Below are 18937 nucleotides of genomic sequence, written 5' to 3'. Positions count from 1 at the left end.
AGAAAATGACACGGACATTTGAATTATTGAAAAGAAATCTTAAACTGCTTGTGTAAGTTAAAAAAGTGGAAAGTTTATTGTATGTATAACATATGATTGATTTGGAAGAGGGTGATTATGTTGAACAAGCAAGGAATCACAATTAGTTTATGTATGATTGTTCGAGATGAGGAAGATACAATAGGTCGATGTTTAGAGGCAGTAGAAAAAATTGTTGATGAAATTATTGTAGTTGATACAGGTTCCATTGATCGAACGAAAGAAATTGTAGCTCAATATACTTCCAACATATATGACTTTCCATGGATTAATGATTTTGCGGCAGCTAGAAATTTTTCTTTTTCGAAAGCAACACAAGAATATATATTATGGCTAGATGCTGATGATGTGTTATTAGAAGATGCTCAAGAGGCATTGATCCTATTAAAAAGAGAATTAGATCCTAATGTGGATGCAGTTTCGATGCCGTATCATCTTGCAATGGATTCTAACGGGAAACCTTTATATTGTACAAAAAGAAATCGACTTGTAAAGCGTGAAAAACAATTTCAATGGTTTGGAAAGGTTCATGAATATTTAGCTATTTCTGGTGAAACTTTTAGTAGTAATGTTGCTATTACACATAAAAAAGAAAAAAAGGTAACAAATCGTAATTTGAAAATTTTTCAAGATGCTGTAGCAGCTGGAGAAGAATTGAGTCCGAGAGATTTATTTTATTACGCGAATGAATCCATGGATAATCAAAAATATGATGATGCAGTTCTACTATATGAAACATTTCTTAATCAAGACGAAGGATGGTATGAAGAGAAAATTTATGCATGTGGTAAGTTAGGAGATTGCTATGCAAAGATTGGAATGTGGGAGAAAGCAGTTGAATCTTGCGTGAAGTCGTTTCGATATGATGTTCCTAGAGGAGAGAATTGTACAAGAATAGGATATATATATATGGAACAACAAAAATATAACGAAGCGATATTTTGGTTTAAACTTGCAACGGAAGTACCAATGGCGACGGAGAGTCCGTTTCATAGTCCAGCGAGCTACACATGGCTTCCCTATTTACAAATGTGTATTTGTTATAGCAAGTTAGGAGAGCAAGATAAAGCTTATTATTACAATGAACTAGCAGCTTCTTATGTTCCGAATAATGCTGCAATTGAATATAACCGCAAATATTTTCGGGGTGTTTTTGATAAACAATATAAAGTGTAATAAGTTTCGTTTTGTTAGAAATGATTTATCGTTATTCTAACACTAATAGATTGGTTATATATTAGTGTATCAGTAATGGAACCAATATTTGGTGAATGAGATTTATATTTCAAATTCAATTTGCATAAGGAGTGTGTAAAATGAATCGTGAAAAAAGTTCTCTATATGAAGAAAAGTCCGAGCATTATTACAATGCAGCGAATCCGAATTTATTAAAGCATATAAAAAAGGAATGGAAAGAAGTTCTTGATATTGGTTGCTCGGGCGGTGCATTGGGAGCAGCTATAAAAGAAAATGGCATACGTGTATCCGGAATTGAGGCATTCCCAGAGGCGGCAGAAAAAGCAAAAGAAAGACTTGATCATGTTATTTTAGGGGATATAGAGAAAATAGATCTCCCTTATGAGGAGGAGCAATTTGATTGCGTCATATTCGGAGACGTATTAGAGCATTTATTTGATCCGTGGGCTGTAATAGAAAAAGTAAAGCCATATATAAAAGAAAATGGTGTGATTTTAGCAAGTATACCAAACGTTGCTCACATTTCAGTATTAGCGCCGTTACTTGCTGGAAATTGGACGTATACAGAATATGGTTTATTAGATAAAACGCATATTCGTTTCTTTACATTTAATGAAATGCTCCGAATGTTTTTAAAAGCAGGTTATTCGATTAGTAAAGTAGATCGTGTATATGTTGATCATAAAATGTACGAACCACTTATTGAGGAATTATATGGAATTTGTAAAAAATATCGTCTTGGAAGTGGCTTCATGGCTGAGACGGTCGTATTTCAGTATATTATTGAAGCAGAAAAATCACAGCTATGAGTGCTGCTGAAAAAACAATATTATTTGTTACATGTATAAATGATCGGAAAATGTATGCACAGTGTGTACGACATATATTGAGCTTAGCAGTGCCTCCAGGGTATACTGTACAATTTATGCCAATTCGGAATGCGAAAAGTATGACGAGCGGATATAATCAAGCGATTTCGCATCCAGCGAAATATAAAGTATATATACACCAAGATGTTTTCATTATGAATGTGGCATTTTTATATGGATTACTTCAATTATTTAACGAACATGAACATCTTGGAATGATTGGAATGATTGGAGCCCAATATGTTCCTCCAAACGGGATATGGAATGAAGGCAAGGGAGTTATTGGGAAAGTAATTGGTTATATGAACGATTTATTTTATATGGCAACTCAAGAACAGCCGTACCATGAGTCAAAAACATTTATGCCTGTGGAATGTATCGACGGTTTATTGATGGCAACGCAATACGATATTCCCTGGCGAGAAGACTTGTTTGATGGGTTTGACTATTATGATGTATCTCAGTCGTTTGAATTTAGAAAAGCTGGCTATACAGTTGGGGTTCCTGTACAGCGTGATGCGTGGTGCATTCACTATCATATTGATGTGAATATGACCAACTATGACAAGTATAGAAAGATATTTGTGGAGAACTATATGTCAGATGTAAATCAAGACGAATAGAGGGGCTACAAAATGAAGGATCGTACAATATTAGTTGTTGTTTGTGTAAATAATGAAGAGCTATTTGAACAATGCGAGAGACAAATAAGAAACCTTTTTGTTCCCCCTGATTATGTCGTACAAATTTTTCCGATACGAGATGCGAAAAGTATGGCAAGCGCATATAACCGAGCACTTTCATATCCCGCGAAGTATAAGGTTTATATACATCAGGATACTTATCTTATTAATCGAGAGATGTTCTATACAATTATTTCCCTTTTTAAAGATAATGAAAAGCTCGGCTTAATTGGAGTAGCTGGAGCCCAATTTTTACCGAGTAACGGGATATGGTGGGAAGGGAAAAATTTAGTAGGGAAAGTGATTGAGTATAGAAGACGGAATTATCAATTATTAAATTTAGATCAGGGGTTTTATGGAAGGCAATCTTTTATGTCGGTGCAGGCAATTGATGGCTTATTCATGGCAACGCAGTATGATATTCCGTGGCGAGAAGATTTGTTTCAAGGGTTCCACTTTTATGATGTATCACAGTCTTTAGAGTTTCAAAGGGCTGGTTATTTAATTGGTATCCCAAATCAATCAAATTTATGGTGTATTCATTATAACGGAGATGAATTTGATGCGGATACATATGAGAAAGATCGAAAAGTGTTTGTAGAACAGTATAAAGATATTTTATCTCCATCATAAGGGAGAGATGCAGAGTGAAAGGAATTATTTTAGCAGGTGGTACTGGATCGAGGCTATATCCAATAACAAAAGTAACGAATAAACATTTGCTTCCTGTTGGACGTTACCCAATGATTTATCATGCAGTATATAAGCTGAAACAATGTGAGATTACAGATATTATGATTATTACAGGTAAAGAGCATATGGGAGATGTTGTTAGTTTTTTAGGAAGCGGTCAAGAGTTTGGCGTGTCCTTTACGTATCGTGTGCAAGATAAGGCTGGCGGAATTGCACAAGCATTAGGGCTTTGTGAAGATTTTGTTGGGAATGATCGCATGGTAGTTATATTAGGCGATAACATTTTTTCGGATGATATTCGTCCGTATGTTGAAGAGTTTGCAAATCAAAAAGAAGGTGCGAAAGTACTGCTGCAATCTGTAGATGATCCTGAGAGATTTGGCGTAGCAAATATTCAAAATCGTAAAATAATTGAAATTGAAGAAAAGCCGAAAGAGCCGCAAAGTTCCTATGCAGTCACAGGAATTTATTTATATGACCCGAAAGTCTTTTCTTATATAAAAGAATTAAAACCTTCCGCAAGGGGAGAGCTTGAAATTACAGATATCAATAATTGGTATTTAAAACGAGGGGTACTTACTTATAATGAAATGAGCGGTTGGTGGACTGATGCAGGAACTCATGTTTCTCTTCAAAGGGCGAATACGTTAGCGCGGGATATAAACTTTGGTAAACAGTTTAACGGAGAATAGGTGAGAATATGAAAGTTATAGAAACAAACTTTACCGACGCGAAATTGTTAGAACCGAGGTTATTTGGAGATGAGCGTGGCTTTTTTACTGAAAGTTATAATAAGAAGGTGCTAGAAACATTGGGAGTTACGTATTCATTTGTACAGGATAATGTTTCGTATTCGGCAGAAGCGGGAACGATTCGGGGATTACACTTTCAAAAAAATCCGAAAGCACAAACGAAACTTATTCAAGCTATGCAAGGAGCAATCTATGACGTTATCGTTGATTTGCGAAAAGATTCACCAACGTTTAAACAGTGGAGAGGATATATTTTAAGCGCGGATAATCATCGGCAATTGTTAGTGCCAAAAGGATTTGCACATGGTTTTTGTACACTTGTACCGCATACTATTGTTATGTATAAAGTAGATGAGTATTATAGTGCCGATCATGACTCAGGGGTACTTTGGGAAGATAAAGAATTAGCAATTCCATGGCCGGTAACAAATCCTATTTTGTCTGACAAAGATCGAATATTACCGTTGCTTCAGGAATATGAAGATAGCTTTTGAGTAGGAGAGTTGTTTATGAATATATTAGTAACAGGTGGGGCTGGATTTATTGGAAGTAACTTTGTTCATTACATGTTACAAAGCTATGAAACATATAAAATTATTAATTTCGATGCATTAACATATAGTGGAAACTTAAATAATGTAAAGTCTATTCAAGATCATCCGAATTACTATTTTGTAAAAGGTGAAATTCAAAATGGAGAGCTGCTGGAGCATGTTATTAAGGAACGTGATGTGCAAGTAATTGTCAATTTCGCAGCTGAATCACATGTGGACCGTAGTATTGAAAATCCGATCCCTTTTTATGATACAAATGTAATTGGGACAGTCACCTTATTAGAATTAGTAAAAAAATATCCACATATTAAACTCGTGCAAGTATCAACAGATGAGGTGTACGGCTCTTTAGGGAAAACAGGGCGATTTACCGAGGAAACCCCGTTAGCTCCAAATAGTCCATACTCTTCAAGCAAGGCGAGCGCCGACATGATAGCTTTATCTTATTATAAAACATATCAATTACCAGTTATAGTAACGCGTTGCTCCAATAACTATGGGCCGTATCAATATCCTGAAAAGTTAATTCCGTTAATGGTTACGAATGCGCTGGAAGGAAAAAAACTACCGTTATATGGCGATGGATTAAATGTAAGAGATTGGTTACATGTAACGGATCATTGTAGTGCGATTGACGTTGTTCTGCATAAGGGACGTATAGGAGAAGTATATAATATAGGTGGAAATAATGAAAAAACCAATGTAGATGTTGTGGAACAAATTATATCTCTCTTAGGAAAAACGAAAGAAGATATTGCGTATGTTACAGACCGTTTAGGGCATGATCGTCGTTATGCGATTGATGCACAAAAGATGAAGAATGAGCTCGGGTGGGAACCGCAGTATACGTTTGAACAGGGGCTAAAAGAAACGGTGGAATGGTATGAACATCATATAGAATGGTGGAAACCACTAAAAGAAAAATAAGGGGCATATAAATGAAAGAACGGATTATCATAACGGGAGCAAATGGTCAATTGGGAAAGCAACTACAAGAAGAGTTAAATGCTGAAGAATATGACATATATCCATTTGATAAAAAGTTACTAGATATAACAAATATATCCCGAATGCAGCAATTGGTACAAGAAATAAGGCCACATATAATTATTCATTGTGCAGCGTATACGAAGGTTGATCATGCTGAGAAAGAACAAGACCTTGCTTATGTAATAAATGCAATAGGAGCTCGAAATGTAGCGGTTGCTTCACAATTAGTAGGGGCGAAATTAGTTTATATTAGTACCGATTATGTATTTCAAGGTGACAGACCAGATGGCTATCATGAGTTTCATAATCCATCACCGATAAATGTATACGGGGCTTCTAAGTATGCGGGAGAGCAGTTTGTCAAAGAGTTACATAATAAATATTTTATCGTTCGAACATCGTGGTTATATGGTAAGTATGGAAACAATTTTGTGAAAACGATGATGCGGTTAGGAAAAGAAAGAGCAGAATTATCTGTTGTAGCGGATCAAATTGGTTCTCCTACTTATGTGGCGGATTTAAATGTGATGATTAATAAGCTCATTCACACTTCTTTATACGGTACGTATCATGTATCAAATAGAGGCTCATGTTCTTGGTTTGAATTTGCCAAAAAAATATTCTCGGATGCAAATATGAAAGTGAATGTATTACCTGTTTCAACCGAAGAATTTGGATCGGCGGCAGCTAGACCGAAATATTCTGTTTTCCAACATAACATGCTACGATTAAATGGTTTTTCACAAATGCCTTCTTGGGAAGAAGGATTAGAGCGGTTTTTTATAGAAACAAAAAGTCATTAACAAAATTTAAGTTAATGACTTTTTTGTTTGCCTTTAAGAGGTTTTATGGTACTATAATTATAGTATCAGGTACTAATAACAAGTATAAGTAATTCTGGGAGGATATATCATGGAACTATTACAAGGGAAAACATTTGTTGTTATGGGCGTTGCGAACCAAAGAAGTATTGCGTGGGGAATTGCTCGCTCTTTGCATAATGCAGGTGCAAAATTAATATTCACATATGCAGGAGAACGTTTAGAAAGAAACGTTCGTGAATTAGCGGACACATTAGAAGGACAAGAATCACTTGTATTACCTTGTGATGTAACAAATGATGAAGAACTTACAGCTTGCTTTGAAACAATCAAGCAAGAGGTTGGTACAATTCACGGTGTTGCACACTGTATTGCTTTTGCAAATCGTGATGATTTAAAAGGTGAATTTGTAGATACTTCTCGCGATGGATTTTTACTTGCACAAAATATTAGTGCATTCTCTTTAACAGCTGTAGCAAGAGAAGCGAAGAAAGTAATGACAGAAGGCGGAAATATTTTAACGTTAACATACCTTGGCGGCGAGCGCGTTGTGAAAAACTATAACGTTATGGGTGTTGCGAAAGCTTCATTAGAAGCGAGCGTAAAATATTTAGCTAACGATTTAGGCCAACACGGCATTCGCGTTAACGCTATTTCTGCAGGACCAATTCGTACGTTATCTGCAAAAGGCGTAGGCGACTTTAACTCAATTTTAAGAGAAATTGAGGAGCGCGCACCACTTCGTCGTACAACAACTCCAGAAGAAGTTGGGGATACAGCAGTATTCTTATTCAGTGATTTAGCACGCGGCGTAACAGGAGAAAACATTCATGTTGATTCAGGGTATCATATCCTAGGATAAATATAATATTAATTTTTAAAGGACAATCTCTAAATGTTGAGATTGTCCTTTTTATTTGTTCTTAGAAAGAACGATTTTTAACGAAAGTTCTTACCACGTTATGAATATAACTATAATAGTACACGATTTATTCAGCTACGTATGGAAGTGGGAGGGACGAGTGTGAAGAATAAAAATAAAAGTTCAACAGTTGGAAAACCGTTGTTATATATTGCGCAAGTAAATTTGGAACTTGCTGCACCGAAAATAAAAAGAATTATCTTAACAAACTTTGAAAATGAAGATCGAAAAGAGGAAAGTAATAGAAACGAAAATATTGTAAGTAGTGCTGTGGAAGAGGTAATAGAGCAACAAGAAGAGCAACAAGTAGAAGAAAAAATGGAAGAAGCGGAACAAGTACAAGAGCAGCAAGAGCAGCAAGAGCAACAAGAGCAACAAGAGCCAGTGAGAACTGTCCCGTATAATAAATCATTTAAGGATATGAATAATGAAGAGAAGATTCATTTTTTATTAAATCGCCCTCATTATATTCCGAAAATAAGGTGCAGAATAAAAACAGCTACAGTCTCATATGTTGGATCAATCATATCGTATCGTAATGGAATTGTAGCTATTATGCCGCCAAATAGTATGCGAGATATTAAGTTGTCTATAGATGATATCCAATCGATTAGTATGGCTGGCTTTTAAATATGTAAAGGTGGTAGAAAATCTTCTACCACCCCAATAGTTTTTTAGTTTACTTAACTTATTAGATAGAAACGTCGCGTAAGCACTGAATCGCACAGAAACAGCTTAAATCTACAGTGATACAAGTAGATGTCGATACTAGTCTTGCATTTGGTACAGCTAAAAACGTACAAATTGGGTCATCATTAGGTGGTACAGGGGAAGTATCACCTAATACTACAGTTAACACACGTAGTACAGCACAGCTATCGTCATCTACACTTTCCACACGGAAAATTGGAGATCGGCAGCTAGTAAGGCTTGCAGATGGTGCAAATGCTTCAAATGGTGTGCCAGCTTTTGTGTATAAAATAAAAGGGCGTGTATTTGCTACTGATGCAGTGTTGTGTGCACCTAAAAATGGAATTTCACAACCAGATCCACACGTTGTTGTAGAACAATCTTGTAATTCATTGATGAATTTTACAACGTCAACTACACAATGAGAAGAGCTATGGTGTTTATTTTCGTTACAACTCATTAATGTCACTCCTTATCTTCTTGTTTGTATTTACATTAATAAGATATTGGAGTCGAGGAGATTTGGTCACAATCTCAAGACCTTTTTTTTTAAATAGGCGAAAGAAGATAAGGGAAGGTGGAATCATGCTGTTTACAAGCTGGCTTTTATTTTTTATTTTTGCGTTAGCTGCCTTTAGGCTCACTCGTTTAATTGTTTATGATAAAATTACAGCCTTTTTGCGAAGACCGTTTATTGATGAGTTAGAGATTACAGAGCCAGATGGAAGTATATCAACTTTTACAAAAGTAAAAGGTAAAGGATTAAGAAAGTGGGTTGGCGAATTATTAAGCTGTTATTGGTGTACAGGTGTATGGGTTAGTGCTTTTTTATTAGTTTTATATAATTGGATTCCTATCGTTGCAGAGCCTTTACTTGCATTATTAGCTATTGCAGGAGCAGCGGCAATCATTGAAACGATTACAGGATATTTTATGGGAGAATAATATATTTTCATAATACGAGAAAAAGCGGAGTTTAAAAGAATGAGGGAACGGAAATAAAGAGTTGTTCATATAGTGAATAGACAGAATTGACAGTAGAGGAGATGTTTGCTGTGAGTAATAGTCCAAGGCAAAATTCATATGACCTGCAGCAATGGTATCATATACAGCAACAACACCAAGCACAACAACAGGCATACCAAGAACAATTACAACAACAAGGATTTGTGAAGAAAAAGGGATGTAATTGCGGGAAAAAGAAGAACACAATAAAACATTATGAAGAATGAAACACTCATATTACTGTGAGTGTTTTTTATTATAAATATAAAAAGCGGTATTTCTAATGAAGAAATACCGCTTTTTACTAGCTAATTTGTGCAACTGTTAATGCTGCAGCACGAATGTCTACAGTTCCAATTAACTCAACTGGTACAATTTGAATTAAATCACCAGGGTTTAAGTTAATAAGAATAACACCACTGGATACGTCTACTTCACCAGTACCAATAACGTTAGAACGAACTGCTGTACCTGATCCAGGAATAATGTTAGCTGGCGTACCTAATGATAAGAAGAAACGACCAGCTTCTGGTGCAACAGGTGAGTTATCAAGACTAATTGTTAATGTATAACTGATTTGATAAATACCAGCTCGTAGAATTCGAATGCCATCTCCAACACTTACTGTATCATTTATTACAGGAACAGTAATATTTGGGTTTGGACTTACGCTAGGTAATAGTAGTGGTGTGAATAGTGAAGCGAACTGAGGTGCAGACGCGTTGAAAGCAAAACCAAAGGCAGGTAGTGTACTAGCTGGTTTCGCCTCGCAATCGATTTTAGTAAATTCGCAATCAGAAGAGAACATGTTTTTCACTCCTTTATCTGTTTCTACTTTCAGTTAATGAAAAGGACAGGTTCTATGTTCTAGACAAGTTCCCAATTTTAAGAAATTTACATAAGAATACTCTTTAAGCATGGATTGGGTGGCAGAATTATCTGCCACCCAATCCATGCTTAACTCATTATTTAGTTTTAAATAGAAACATCTCGTAAGCATTGAATAGCGCAGAAGCAACTTAAATCAACAGTAATGCAAGTGGAGGTTGATATTAGTCTTGCATTTGGTACAGCTAAAAACGTACAGATTGGGTCGTCACCAGGTGGTACAGCGGTACCATCACCTAAAACTACAGTTAATACACGGAGTACAGCACAGTCATCATCATCTATACTTTCTACGCGGAAAATGGGAGATCGGCAACTAGTAAGGCTTGAAGATGGTGCAAATGCTTCAAAAGGTTCTCCAGTCTTTGTGTATAAAATAAAAGGACGTGTATTCGCTACTGATGCATTGTTATGTGCACCTAAAAATGGAACTTCGCAACCGGATCCACATGTTGTAGTTGCGCATTCTTGTAATTCATGTATAAAACGAACGACATTCGATACACAGTTGAAATCACAATCATGGTGATGATGGTCTTCGTTACAATTGCAGCTCATTATGTTCACTCCTTATCGTGAGTTCTGACATACACTATTACAATATGAATGAGATATGGTTGATATTACGTTAATTCTTACGATAAAAGCAGGGAATTTATATAGTAGGGATGTACATAATGCAATATAAAAAAAGACATCCTTATTTAGTGGATGTCTTTTCAGGTAAATCTTTTCGCGCAGTATATAAAAAACGAGATATATCTAATTTTTTTCCTCTAAAAAATTGCGGAGAGGAAATGTAAAGTTCTTCTTTCGCACGTGTAATTGCGACATAAAGTAGTCGACGTTCTTCTTCTAAAGCTTCAGAAGTCTCTGTAACACGATCATTTGCATCTTTTAAAGAAGAAGTATGGGGAAGAATACCATCGCTCGCTCCAAGTAAAAAGACGCATGGAAATTCAAGGCCTTTTGCGTTATGAATAGACATAAGCGAAACAGCATTTTTTTCCGGCATTGTTTTTAATGCTTCCATTTCTTTTTGACCTTGAATTGCTTCATCAATAAATTGTAAATAAGCTGGAATATCGGTGAAACGAGTTGCGGACTCCATTAATTCTTCTAACATTTCTTCTTGTATATCTTTATGCATCGTAAAGGAAGAACGATCGTTACTTTGTAAGTACTCTAAATACTTTCCTTTACCATGAATAATTTCTTTTAATGCTTTTTTCGGTTCTAATTCTTTTATAAATTTAATAAAATCGATACGCTCATTTACCTTTTTTACTTGAAAAGGTTTTAAGCTCGGATTTAATAATAAGAAATGAAGAAGAGAAGGGAACCGCCCCTCACCATATTTCCATTGTTCACGTTCAATAAATGAAATACAATCATCACGCCCGATATACATAGTTGGCAATATATTTGAAAGTGATTCTAGTCGAAACGGTTCAATCACCAGTCTTAAATGATCTAATACAGGCTTAATTAAAGAATGTTCATAAAATGATTGACTCGCCCCGTGCTTAATAAATGGGATTTTGTGAATTGTAAGCTGATCAAGTAACGAACGGCTTACAGAATGTGTGCGATACAGTAAACAAAAATCTTTATAGTTGCGTTCGCCGCTATCTACTTTTTCTTGAATGAGCTGCAAAATTTGATTTGCTTCATCAAGAGTCGTAGCAGGTCTTGCGTAAAAAGGTTGTACACCTTCTTCACGCACAGAATATAGCTCTTTATCAAAACGTTCTTGATTTAGTTTGATAACTTCATTTCCAAGTCCGACGATAAAAGGATTGGATCGATAATTCGTATTAAGTGCGATAATCGTAGTGTTATCAAATTCTTTTGGAAAAGATAAAATAATTTGGTGACTTGCTCCTCGCCAGCCATATATCGCCTGGTCGTCATCACCCGCGATAAATAAATTATTTCTTGGCGTGGCTAACAATTTTACAATTTCATATTGTGCATACGATGTATCTTGGAACTCATCTACTTCAATATAGTGGAAACGTTGTTGTAATTGGGTAAGCAAAGGAGCGTTATTTTCTAACATATAATATGTTTCTAATAAGATGTCATCGAAATCAATATAATTATATCGTTGTTTCACTTCTTCAAAACGCTCGTATACTTCTTTAAATTCTTGTTCAACGGGTGTTTTTGCTTTTACATCTTTCGGACGATTCAATTTGTTTTTCTCAAGTGAAATCATAGCGAGCATTGTTTCAGCATCATAATCGTCTTTTAGACGCAATTCTTTCAAGATTTTCTTTATCATAATTTGTTTATGTTTTTCATTTGCTAAAATTTGCTGATTATATCCTTGACTACGAAGCAATTTTAAAAAGACAGAGTGGAATGTACCAGCAACAACGTAGCTACTTGCAGCACGATTCATACCTGGTAAATTTGCTACACGGTTTCGGATTTCTTCAGCTGCTTTTTGTGTAAATGTAAGCAATAAAATATTTCGTGGATGAACTTGTTTTACATTTACTAAATAACCTACGCGGGTTGTTAAAACAGATGTTTTCCCGCTTCCGGCACCAGCCAATGTAAGGACAGGGCCTTCTGTCGTTCGCACAGCCTCTAATTGTTTTTCATTTAAAAAAATATTTTGTTGTTCGAGAGCGCGAAAATACGCCGCATCTGCATCTTCTTCCATAATTAAATGGGTAGATGTTTTCGGAATATGATATGTTGCACGCGGAATGTCAGCGTGCGTTAATGATTTTTGTGAAAATTTTTCTTGTGTCATATATTCACCTTCAAAACTATAGCATCAACATTTAACTTTAGCGGAAGAAAAAGAAAATAGCAATGTAAAAAACAGGAGGGGATACCTCCTGTTTTCAAATTACAATTCTTTTATCATAACGATGTGAGGAATATTTGCTTCCATGAATACATCAGAATGCGTTACATATCCAAGCTTCTTATAGAAATCTTCAGCATGTGTTTGGGCATGCAGCTTTAATTTTGGTAGCGAGTTTTCATTCGCATACGCTTCAAGTGCATCCATAACAATTTTTCCAATGCCTTTTTTACGATGGGAAGCTAGTACGCAAATGCGTTCCATTTTTCCTATTCCATCCAGTATGCGAAAACGACCAGCACCAACTGGAACATCATTATCATATATAACAACGTGTGTTGAAGTTTCCTCAAACTCATCATACTCTTCGTCAGCAGAAACTTGTTGCTCATTCACAAATACTTGCTTACGTACAGAGAATGCATCTCTTAGTTGTTCGTCCGTTTGTACGATCTGTGCGTGCAAATTAGTTGTTCCCCTTTCCAAGGTGGAATGTTTCGTATACAGTCCACGTTCCGTTTTCTAATTGATATAGAAGATGGAAGCGATCAATTGGTTGTTCATAATAGAAATCTTTCATACGTAATCGACCTAATACATCAGCATGCTCTGCATCTGATAAGCCTTGTCCGATTGTTAAATGAGGTACGAAAGCGTACTCGCGTTCTTGTATAAAGAATTCGCTATGCATTTCCTCATTTAAGAAAGTAAGTTCAGGTGTTTTTTCTACTTTAAAATAAAGAACATTATTAACCGGTGCGAATGAACCAACTTTTCCGACATGAAGGGTGAAAGGGTTCGTTTTACTTGCGATTGTATGTAACTCTTTTACAATCGATTCTAATTGTTCATCTTGCGTCTCAAAGGGTGTTTTCAATGTAATATGTGGCGGAACTAATGCGTAGTGCGGATCATAACGTTTACGCAATCCGTTCGCTTTATCTTGAATCATTTTAGATGGAAAAATTACAATGCCTAATTTCATGTTCCAATTCCTCCCTTTGTAAGTCTAGTTAGATTTTGAGAAAATAACTCTCTCAATCTATTATATCAAATTATTCTGAATACTGCTCTCTATTATTTCATTGATAGAATATGAGAGAAAGCTTTCGGTAAATCAGTTTGCCAATATTTCCACGTGTGGTTACCTTCAAATTCTTCGTAATGCGTGATGAAATTTCTATCTGTCAGAAGCGTATTGAGCTCACGGTTCGGCCCAACGAAATCGGATACTTGTCCATCAGTGCGTTTTACAGCTGTTTCTTCTGTCCCAATGACGTGATAAAGGTCTAGCGCCTCCGGATTTTTAAAGTCTTTTGCTAAGTTCATCACTGTTTCATCCACAAATGGTGATTGCATAACGACTTTACCGAATGTATGCGGATACATAAGTGCAGTCATGAAGGAAACTGTCCCGCCAAGAGAATCACCAATTAACACACGACCTTTTCCCATTTGGTACGTTGGATAGTTTTCATCGATATATGGTGCAAGTTCATGAGCAAGGAAACGAATATACGCAGCGTTTTTTACTTCATTTGGGAAATATTTTTCTTTACGATCGTGTACATTTTTATATGGAATACCGACAATAATTGTACGGTCAATTTCTTCAGTTTCACGAAGGCGCTCAATTACACGGTGCGCTTTACCAAGCTGAAAATAATCTCTACCATCTTGTGCAATTACAACTGTATGTTTGTGTAGTGGTGTGTAATTTACCGGTAAGTAAACGAGAAGTGTAACATCTTCTTGAAGTGATGCGCTATAAAATGAAATTTCTTCAATTCTCCCTATTGTTTGATTCATGTAGATCCCCCTAAATAAAAATTTACTGTAATGATTGTAAGAGCGACACTTGTAGTGAAAAAGAAAGAAATATTCACTAATAGGTGCTTTCGTTTCTATTTTACCATAATGGTACGAAGAATCTAAAAAATTAGTATTTAAGTTGTGAAAGAAAACGGATATAATGAAGTGGGATTTTTGACAGGTGAGAGGGGAGACGGAATTTGAAACAAGAAAGATCAATCGCGCTACCATTAGCAATTTCCATTATAGCCATTTCATTCGCAGCAGTTTTTGTAAAGATGTCCTCAGCACCATCTTCAATATTAAGTATGTATCGATTATGGATTATCGTACTTATTATGCTGCCTATCGTTTGGAAAAAACGGGAAGAGTTTAGTAAGATTCAAATAAAAGATTGGGGATTTTTAATTGGATCTGGTTTCTTTTTAGCGCTTCATTTTCTTTTGTGGTTTGAATCTTTAAAGCATACGACAGTTGCTAGTTCGACGATTATTTTAGCGCTTCAACCAATCGTATCTTTAGTTGGAGGTTTTTTCTTATTTAAAGAAAGAACAACATACTCAGCCATTGCGACAATGGGAATAGCGATACTAGGCGTAATGTGTATTGGGTGGGGAGATTTAGGGTTAAGTGAACAAGCAATTTATGGAGATATATTATCCTTTTTAAGTGTCCTAGCGGTTGTTGGTTATTTATTTATCGGGCAAACAACAGTAAAGAAAGTATCACACTGGATTTATAGCTTTACAGTTTTTGCATTCGCAGGTATTTTTATGGGGATTTATAATATAGTATTGCAAGTGCCTTTTACAGGTTATACGAAGTGGGACTGGACCGTTTTTCTTTTACTTGCGGTTGTGCCGACAGTGTCACACGTCATTAATAATTGGTTATTAAACTACGTAAATGCAACAACAATTTCAATGAGTATTTTAGGTGAACCAGTTGGAGCATCTATATTAGCGTTCTTCTTACTCGGTGAAAGACTAAATGTAATGCAAATTATCGGTAGCATGCTCGTATTGTTTGGTGTATCTGTTTTCTTACTACAGCAACAAAAACGAACAGCAAAAAATGTAGTAAACGAGCCGGCGTATACACAGGAATTATAATGTTAGAGGAGAAAAGAGAAGTTGTGATACTTCTCTTTTTGTTTTACAGAAATATAGGGGAGGAAGGGAAGTTTAATGGAATTTCCATCAAAAAAAGATATATGGTTATATCCGATTTTTTTCGTTGTCATTGGAGCGTGTTTTGCTCCTCTATTTGCAGGAAAAGAGTATTTTCTTTTATTTTTTACAATTCCGTTAGCAATATTATTTATGTGGAGTTGGTTTTCGACAAAATACATCGTCGGAGAAGAAACAATTACAATTAGATCAGGTCTCGTTAAAAAAAGCATATTTATACGAGATATAAAACAAATTTCAAATACGAAAAATCCAATAGCTGCTCATGCATTGTCATTAGATCGACTTGAAATTGTTTACGGCGCACATAAAACAGAAGTTATTTCTCCTAAAGATAAAGACCAATTCATCAATCTTGTTACAAGTAAAAATTCAAACATTGAAATCAAGTAAAAGAGTGGCTAGGAAGCCACTCTTTTACTTTGGATTTGTCATATAAGGTTGTACATGAATAATACATAGGTCACGGAACTTTCCTTCAGTAGTTGTGACAATTACGACTGCTCTTCCGGCACTTTTTCCAGTAATCGTTACCGTATCACCTTTTGGATACATTGTGATAACATCAGCATTCATATTTGTCCAAATAAGTTCTTTATTCGTTGCTTGCACTGGTAAAACGGAGGCTGATAACTCAGTGCTTTGTCCAGTTCTTACTTTCAACTTATTTTTTTCCATATGAACACCAATGACTGAAATAACAGAAGGAGCGATTGAAATTTTAGGTGGATTAGGTTGTATGTTCAAACGAGACGCAGAAGTATTTGTAATAGGTGAAAATTTTCGTGTTTGTTGTTGCTGGAAAGCTGCTAACATGTTGGAGTCCCCTTCCTGTATAAGTGCTGATAGTACTACTATAAAGGACTAGTGTTATGTTTAATTTAACGAAACATAAAGAAATTGTTAAATTCGAGTAGAAGATTGTCGAACTTTCATAAAAAGAAAGCTCTGCTGATACGATAACAGCAGAGCTTTTCCTTTATAGATTATGACTATGTTGTTTTTCGAAATTCTCAAATTGCTCTTCAACTTCTTTTGAAGGTTGTGTTAGTAAACTAACAATTACGATGGCTAGTAAACTAATAGCGAAACCTGGAATCATTTCATATAAGAAATCTTTTAAGAATTCGAATTGAGTCCATATAATAACAGTAGAGGCACCAGAAATCATACCAGCAAGTGCGCCCCACTTCGTCATACGTTTCCAATATAAGCTTAATAAAATAGCAGGTCCGAATGAAGAACCGAAACCAGCCCAAGCGTATCCAACAAGAGCTAAAATCGTATCATTTTGTTTAAACGCTAATGCGCACCCAACTAATGCAATAACAAGTACAGCCATACGACCGACAAATACAAGCTCTTTATCAGAAGCAGAGCGTTTAAAGAATGTACGATATAAGTCTTCGGTTATAGCACTAGAAGTAACGAGTAATTGAGATGAAATTGTACTCATAATAGCTGCTAAAATAGCTGCTAATAAAAATCCAGTAATAAGTGGATGGAATAAAATTTTTCCTAGTTCAAGGAAAATTGTTTCTGGGTTAGATAATGTTAACTCTTGTTGTGAATAGTAAGCGATACCGATAAGACCAGTAAACATAGCTCCAACAACAGAGAAAATCATCCAGCTCATACCAATTCTTCGTGCGCTTTTAATCTCTTTTACAGAAGAAATCGCCATAAAGCGTACGATAATATGAGGTTGTCCAACATAACCAAGGCCCCATGCGAATAAAGAAATCATTCCTAAAGTAGAGGCACCTTTAAAAATATCTAGACGTGTTGGATCTACAGAACGAATTGTATCAAATGCAGGTCCAAGTCCGTTCGAATTCATAATTGTTACGATAGGAACAAGAATAAGAGCAATTACCATAATGATTCCTTGTACGAAGTCTGTCCAACTTACTGCTAAGAAACCACCAAATAATGTGTAAGCGACAACAACGCCTGCAACAATGAATAATCCAACGTGGTAGTTCATACCAAATGAATTTTCAAATAATACAGCGCCTGAAACTAATCCTGAAGCTACATAAAAAGTAAAGAAAATCATAATAACAAGTCCGGATACTAAACGTAGCATGTGAGATTTGTCGTGGAAGCGGTGTTCCAAAAATTCTGGGATAGTAATAGAGTTGTTTGCAATTTCAGAGTAGGTACGTAAGCGAGGAGCGACATAAAGCCAGTTTGCGTATGCGCCTAGTGTTAGGCCAATCGCAATCCAACTACTACTCAATCCAACGCTAAACATTGCACCGGGTAAGCCCATTAAAAGCCAACCACTCATATCGGATGCTCCAGCACTTAATGCTGTTACTGCGGGGCCTAGTGTACGCCCGCCAAGCATATAATCTGTTAAGTTGGACGTTCGTTTATAGGCGAAATAGCCAATGACTAACATCCCGAGCATGTAAATAGAGATTGAAGTTAAAGTTAACATCTGCGTACTCATGAAGTTCCCCTTCCTTTTGTCATGTCTTTTGATGCGTTATGCATATTTATAATCTATCATGATTATTCTGAAAAATCCATACAGAAATATGAATTTTCAGAAATGTAAGCGTTTTTTGATATCATTTTACTTTTTTAATATATAATATTCATACAAAAAACCTTATTTTTAATAGAGTATTTATTATATTTACATAAAAAGAGGTTGTTTTGTCAATATAATATTGAAAGGAGAGAAAAATAAAATTTTTTAAAAAGTATTGACTTATGAAAAAAGTAAGGTCTATAATGAGTGCAACTTAAAAAAATGCAAGCGTTGATGAAGAAGAGTACACATGATGAACATGTCAGAGAGCTGATGGTTGGTGCGAATCAGTATGGAATTGATGTGGAATGGGCTTCGGAGCTTCCAAACCGAAACGAAAGAAGTAGGCTTTGGCGACATGATCTCATCGATACAAGAGACACGTATTGTTTTTGATACGGTAAAGTGCGTTACATTCGTAACGAATTAAGGTGGCACCACGGGAGTACCCGTCCTTTCTATAGGA

At 35.7% G+C, this 18937-nt stretch carries 23 protein-coding genes and 1 other annotated feature; of the genes, 14 read left to right on the top strand and 9 right to left on the bottom strand.

Going from position 1 to position 18937, the window contains the following annotated elements; all coding sequences use genetic code 11:
- Positions 1 to 117: 117 nt before the first annotated feature.
- The 10 genes from DM800_RS12375 (at position 118) to DM800_RS12330 (ending at position 8150) form a co-directional block, all read left to right on the top strand.
- Complete coding sequence (locus DM800_RS12375; protein WP_088062484.1) at positions 118 to 1215, top strand: glycosyltransferase; 1098 nt, start codon at positions 118 to 120, stop codon at positions 1213 to 1215.
- Positions 1216 to 1355: 140 nt separating this feature from the next.
- Positions 1356 to 2045, top strand: coding sequence for a class I SAM-dependent methyltransferase (locus tag DM800_RS12370; protein ID WP_046957029.1), 690 nt, complete (start codon positions 1356 to 1358; stop codon positions 2043 to 2045).
- The gene (locus DM800_RS12365) at positions 2042 to 2728 is read left to right on the top strand and encodes a glycosyltransferase family protein (RefSeq protein WP_088062488.1); all 687 of its coding nucleotides are present in this window, start codon (positions 2042 to 2044) and stop codon (positions 2726 to 2728) included. Before DM800_RS12370 ends, DM800_RS12365 begins: the two co-directional genes overlap by 4 nt.
- Positions 2729 to 2740: 12 nt before the next feature.
- Positions 2741 to 3421, top strand: a complete 681-nt coding sequence (locus tag DM800_RS12360) for a glycosyltransferase family protein (protein ID WP_147786911.1) — start codon at positions 2741 to 2743, stop codon at positions 3419 to 3421.
- A 14-nt stretch (positions 3422 to 3435) separates the two neighbouring features.
- Positions 3436 to 4173, top strand: coding sequence for a sugar phosphate nucleotidyltransferase (locus tag DM800_RS12355; RefSeq protein WP_088062492.1), 738 nt, complete (start codon positions 3436 to 3438; stop codon positions 4171 to 4173).
- Between the two features lie 8 nt (positions 4174 to 4181).
- Positions 4182 to 4727, top strand: a complete 546-nt coding sequence (rfbC, locus tag DM800_RS12350; protein ID WP_147786910.1) for a dTDP-4-dehydrorhamnose 3,5-epimerase — start codon at positions 4182 to 4184, stop codon at positions 4725 to 4727.
- Between the two features lie 15 nt (positions 4728 to 4742).
- On the top strand, positions 4743 to 5714 hold the full coding sequence (gene rfbB, locus DM800_RS12345; protein WP_147786909.1) for a dTDP-glucose 4,6-dehydratase: 972 nt from the start codon (positions 4743 to 4745) through the stop codon (positions 5712 to 5714).
- Positions 5715 to 5725: 11 nt separating this feature from the next.
- Positions 5726 to 6580: a dTDP-4-dehydrorhamnose reductase gene (gene rfbD / locus DM800_RS12340; protein ID WP_147786908.1), complete on the top strand. Its 855-nt coding sequence runs from the start codon at positions 5726 to 5728 to the stop codon at positions 6578 to 6580.
- A gap of 109 nt (positions 6581 to 6689) precedes the next feature.
- Positions 6690 to 7460, top strand: coding sequence for an enoyl-ACP reductase FabI (gene fabI / locus DM800_RS12335; RefSeq protein ID WP_000421885.1), 771 nt, complete (start codon positions 6690 to 6692; stop codon positions 7458 to 7460).
- Positions 7461 to 7601: 141 nt separating this feature from the next.
- On the top strand, positions 7602 to 8150 hold the full coding sequence (locus tag DM800_RS12330; RefSeq protein WP_097890445.1) for a spore coat CotO family protein: 549 nt from the start codon (positions 7602 to 7604) through the stop codon (positions 8148 to 8150).
- Positions 8151 to 8211: 61 nt separating this feature from the next.
- Here DM800_RS12330 and exsY read toward each other — a convergent pair whose 3' ends face one another.
- Positions 8212 to 8670: an exosporium assembly protein ExsY gene (exsY, locus tag DM800_RS12325; RefSeq protein ID WP_098189661.1), complete on the bottom strand. Its 459-nt coding sequence runs from the start codon at positions 8668 to 8670 to the stop codon at positions 8212 to 8214.
- A gap of 125 nt (positions 8671 to 8795) precedes the next feature.
- On the opposite strand from exsY, the gene DM800_RS12320 reads away from it, so the two are divergent.
- Together DM800_RS12320 and DM800_RS12315 are read left to right on the top strand one after the other, a co-directional pair.
- Positions 8796 to 9155, top strand: a complete 360-nt coding sequence (locus DM800_RS12320; protein ID WP_000899655.1) for a DUF1360 domain-containing protein — start codon at positions 8796 to 8798, stop codon at positions 9153 to 9155.
- A 101-nt stretch (positions 9156 to 9256) separates the two neighbouring features.
- Entirely contained in the window at positions 9257 to 9442 is a 186-nt protein-coding gene (locus tag DM800_RS12315; protein WP_033657682.1) for a hypothetical protein, read from the top strand.
- A 77-nt stretch (positions 9443 to 9519) separates the two neighbouring features.
- Here the strand turns inward: DM800_RS12315 and exsF are convergent, their stop codons facing one another.
- The 6 genes from exsF to DM800_RS12285 form a co-directional block, all read right to left on the bottom strand.
- The gene (exsF, locus tag DM800_RS12310; RefSeq protein ID WP_000492937.1) at positions 9520 to 10023 is read right to left on the bottom strand and encodes an exosporium protein ExsF; all 504 of its coding nucleotides are present in this window, start codon (positions 10021 to 10023) and stop codon (positions 9520 to 9522) included.
- 167 nt (positions 10024 to 10190) lie between these two features.
- Positions 10191 to 10661: a spore coat protein CotY gene (gene cotY, locus DM800_RS12305; protein ID WP_048545119.1), complete on the bottom strand. Its 471-nt coding sequence runs from the start codon at positions 10659 to 10661 to the stop codon at positions 10191 to 10193.
- 142 nt (positions 10662 to 10803) lie between these two features.
- Positions 10804 to 12870 (bottom strand): ATP-dependent helicase, encoded by a 2067-nt coding sequence (locus DM800_RS12300; protein WP_147786907.1) that lies wholly within the window; start codon positions 12868 to 12870, stop codon positions 10804 to 10806.
- Between the two features lie 99 nt (positions 12871 to 12969).
- On the bottom strand, positions 12970 to 13392 hold the full coding sequence (locus tag DM800_RS12295; RefSeq protein WP_046957039.1) for a GNAT family N-acetyltransferase: 423 nt from the start codon (positions 13390 to 13392) through the stop codon (positions 12970 to 12972).
- A gap of 1 nt (position 13393) precedes the next feature.
- Positions 13394 to 13912, bottom strand: coding sequence for a YjcG family protein (locus DM800_RS12290; protein ID WP_000765870.1), 519 nt, complete (start codon positions 13910 to 13912; stop codon positions 13394 to 13396).
- 92 nt (positions 13913 to 14004) lie between these two features.
- Positions 14005 to 14736, bottom strand: coding sequence for an alpha/beta hydrolase (locus tag DM800_RS12285; protein WP_001076844.1), 732 nt, complete (start codon positions 14734 to 14736; stop codon positions 14005 to 14007).
- A gap of 203 nt (positions 14737 to 14939) precedes the next feature.
- On the opposite strand from DM800_RS12285, the gene DM800_RS12280 reads away from it, so the two are divergent.
- Positions 14940 to 15851 carry a DMT family transporter gene (locus tag DM800_RS12280; protein ID WP_098802251.1) on the top strand — a complete coding sequence of 304 codons (912 nt, stop codon included), beginning with the start codon at positions 14940 to 14942 and terminating at the stop codon, positions 15849 to 15851.
- 75 nt (positions 15852 to 15926) lie between these two features.
- Entirely contained in the window at positions 15927 to 16322 is a 396-nt protein-coding gene (locus tag DM800_RS12275; RefSeq protein ID WP_147786906.1) for a PH domain-containing protein, read from the top strand.
- A 24-nt stretch (positions 16323 to 16346) separates the two neighbouring features.
- Here the strand turns inward: DM800_RS12275 and DM800_RS12270 are convergent, their stop codons facing one another.
- Together DM800_RS12270 and putP are read right to left on the bottom strand one after the other, a co-directional pair.
- Entirely contained in the window at positions 16347 to 16745 is a 399-nt protein-coding gene (locus DM800_RS12270) for an Ig-like domain-containing protein (RefSeq protein WP_046958298.1), read from the bottom strand.
- Positions 16746 to 16908: 163 nt separating this feature from the next.
- On the bottom strand, positions 16909 to 18387 hold the full coding sequence (gene putP, locus DM800_RS12265) for a sodium/proline symporter PutP (protein ID WP_147786905.1): 1479 nt from the start codon (positions 18385 to 18387) through the stop codon (positions 16909 to 16911).
- A 306-nt stretch (positions 18388 to 18693) separates the two neighbouring features.
- Positions 18694 to 18931, top strand: a binding site (T-box leader).
- Positions 18932 to 18937: the final 6 nt, after the last annotated feature.

The organism is Bacillus sp. AY18-3, assembly GCF_008042305.1.
Classification (GTDB): domain Bacteria; phylum Bacillota; class Bacilli; order Bacillales; family Bacillaceae_G; genus Bacillus_A; species Bacillus_A wiedmannii.
Note: the sequence above shows the minus strand (reverse complement) of the source record. Positions and strands in the feature narration are given on the sequence as shown.